This is a genomic window from Streptomyces sp. NRRL F-2664, from assembly GCF_000719345.1.
In the GTDB taxonomy this organism is placed as follows: Bacteria; Actinomycetota; Actinomycetes; order Streptomycetales; family Streptomycetaceae; genus Streptomyces.
The window spans coordinates 1-1849 of sequence record NZ_JOFX01000183.1 but is presented as its reverse complement, the minus strand read 5'-3'; the positions used below and the strand labels follow the sequence as shown (position 1 = coordinate 1849).

General features: G+C 61.8%; 2 protein-coding genes. Both read right to left on the bottom strand.

Going from position 1 to position 1849, the window contains the following annotated elements; translation table 11 throughout:
- A partial coding sequence (locus IF89_RS41610) for a transposase (protein WP_158718131.1) occupies positions 1 to 422 on the bottom strand: 422 nt, incomplete at its 3' end.
- Between the two features lie 528 nt (positions 423 to 950).
- On the bottom strand, positions 951 to 1849 hold an 899-nt coding region (locus IF89_RS43890), incomplete at its 5' end, for an RHS repeat-associated core domain-containing protein (protein ID WP_158718130.1).

The window sequence follows — 1849 nt, the reverse complement described above, 5'->3', positions numbered from 1 at the left end:
ACCGAGGCAGGCCGAGCACCCGGCACAGCAGCGCGACGGGGTAGCCGACAGGATTGTCGGCGCATGCCTTCTCCGCGCCGATGAAGCGGCACACGGCGCTCCACGATCTCCTTGGCGAAGAAGGCCGCGGCTTCTACCAGGATCTCGTCCGCCCTCTTCACCTCGGCCAGCTCCCGGCGGACCCGCCGCAGCTCTTCCCGTTCACCGTTGGCCAGCGCTCCTGCCGGCCCCTGGCCCCGGTCAGTCTTCGCCTGCTTGACCCACGAGCGCAGGCCCTCCGCACCCACGCCGAGCTCCCGCGCGACCCCGGCCGGGATCCGCCCGGTCGAGAGGACCAGCTCCACCGCATCCTTCTTGAACTCGGCCGTGCACCGCTTACCGCTTTTGCCACTCATGATCAGGACCGCTTCCTCCGGGACCAACCATCCCAGTATCAAGCTGTCCAAGATCCGGGGGAACGTCACCGAGCGAATCGGCGACCTGGATGTGCAGGGCGCACTCGGAGGAGTACTCCGAATGGTGCTCTGTCACCAGCCTCACGGCCTGGCTGCGAAGGGCTGCATCAATCTTCTTGGGCACGTGTCTCATCCTCTCTGACGGCTTACAACGGAGCGGCAGAGAAGTCAGAACGGTTCAGTGTGGCAGCTTTCGAGACGAGATGCGTGCCGGTACGGCCCGGATCCTCGAGCTCCTCGCACTCCAAGGCCAGATCGCCGCCGTCGGCCTGCCCGCCACTGCGTGAACAACAGGGCGGCTGGTAGCCCGCCAACACCCTGACGCCATCAAAAGATCAGACCGCCGACGGCAACGGCAACGCCCGGCGGCATGGTCCCCGTCACACCATGTCGCACCCTCAGGCGACCATGCCCCTCGAGAACGCGACAGCACCGTACTCACACTCCGACATGTCCCCCGCCGAGCAGCCCCAATCGAGATGCCTGGGAGTTCCATTAAACTCTATCGATCCATTCGGCCAGAAACCGCACGAGTGGATATCCGTGCACCGTCCGCATGTCGCCCTTCGTAACCCAAGCAAACCAATCATTCTCCCACGCATGCTTTATGGGAATCTTTGCTGCGTCGATTTCCGCCCTGCGGTTCACCTCCACCACGAATGTGCGATACGTCATTCGCGCCCCTAGCGGCCTAGTCTCCACATGAACTAAGGATATGGGCTCGAATGAAGCGAGATCCATCCCCGTCTCCTCGGAAAGCTCGCGAGTGGCTGCCGCCCAGTAGGTCTCACCGGAATCAGCCATGCCGCCAATATTAGCTGTCTGATTTTTCAGGTGACGCACCTGGGCGCTTCTGCCCGCAACTAGAAATCGCTGAACGCCATCCTCCGCCGTGTGCCGCAGCAGTATGCCCGCGCCACCCTTGATCGGCACCTCGTTCATTTGTTCGCTAAATTCGGCAGAAACGTTCTTCTCGAAGAGGGAAATGCCGGATTCGGCCTCTCCGGCTAGCTGTCCAGTGTGGCCGAGTGACTTAATCGGATCAGCCGCCATGGTGTAAGGGTTCAGATCGTTATGAAGCTCAGGAGTTGAAGTCGTAACGGGCGGCAATGCAAGGCTTGCTTTCTCGGAAAATGTGCCGTCTCTGTTCCTTCCTGAATCTTCATACATGAGGGCCATCTGCGCCTGGCTTACGCTGGGTTTTTTGGAAGGCAAGGCAGCTCTGTTACGGTGCCCGACCCGGAAAGTAATGTTTCCGGTGGGGTCGGTGTATTCGGCGGGGTTGGTGTTGAAGGCTTGGTATTTGTTGAGGGGGGTGGGGTGGGGGTCGCGGGTGGTGAAGCGGCCGGTTTCGGGGTGGTAGAGGCGGGCGGGGGGGTAGTCGGGGCCGTTTT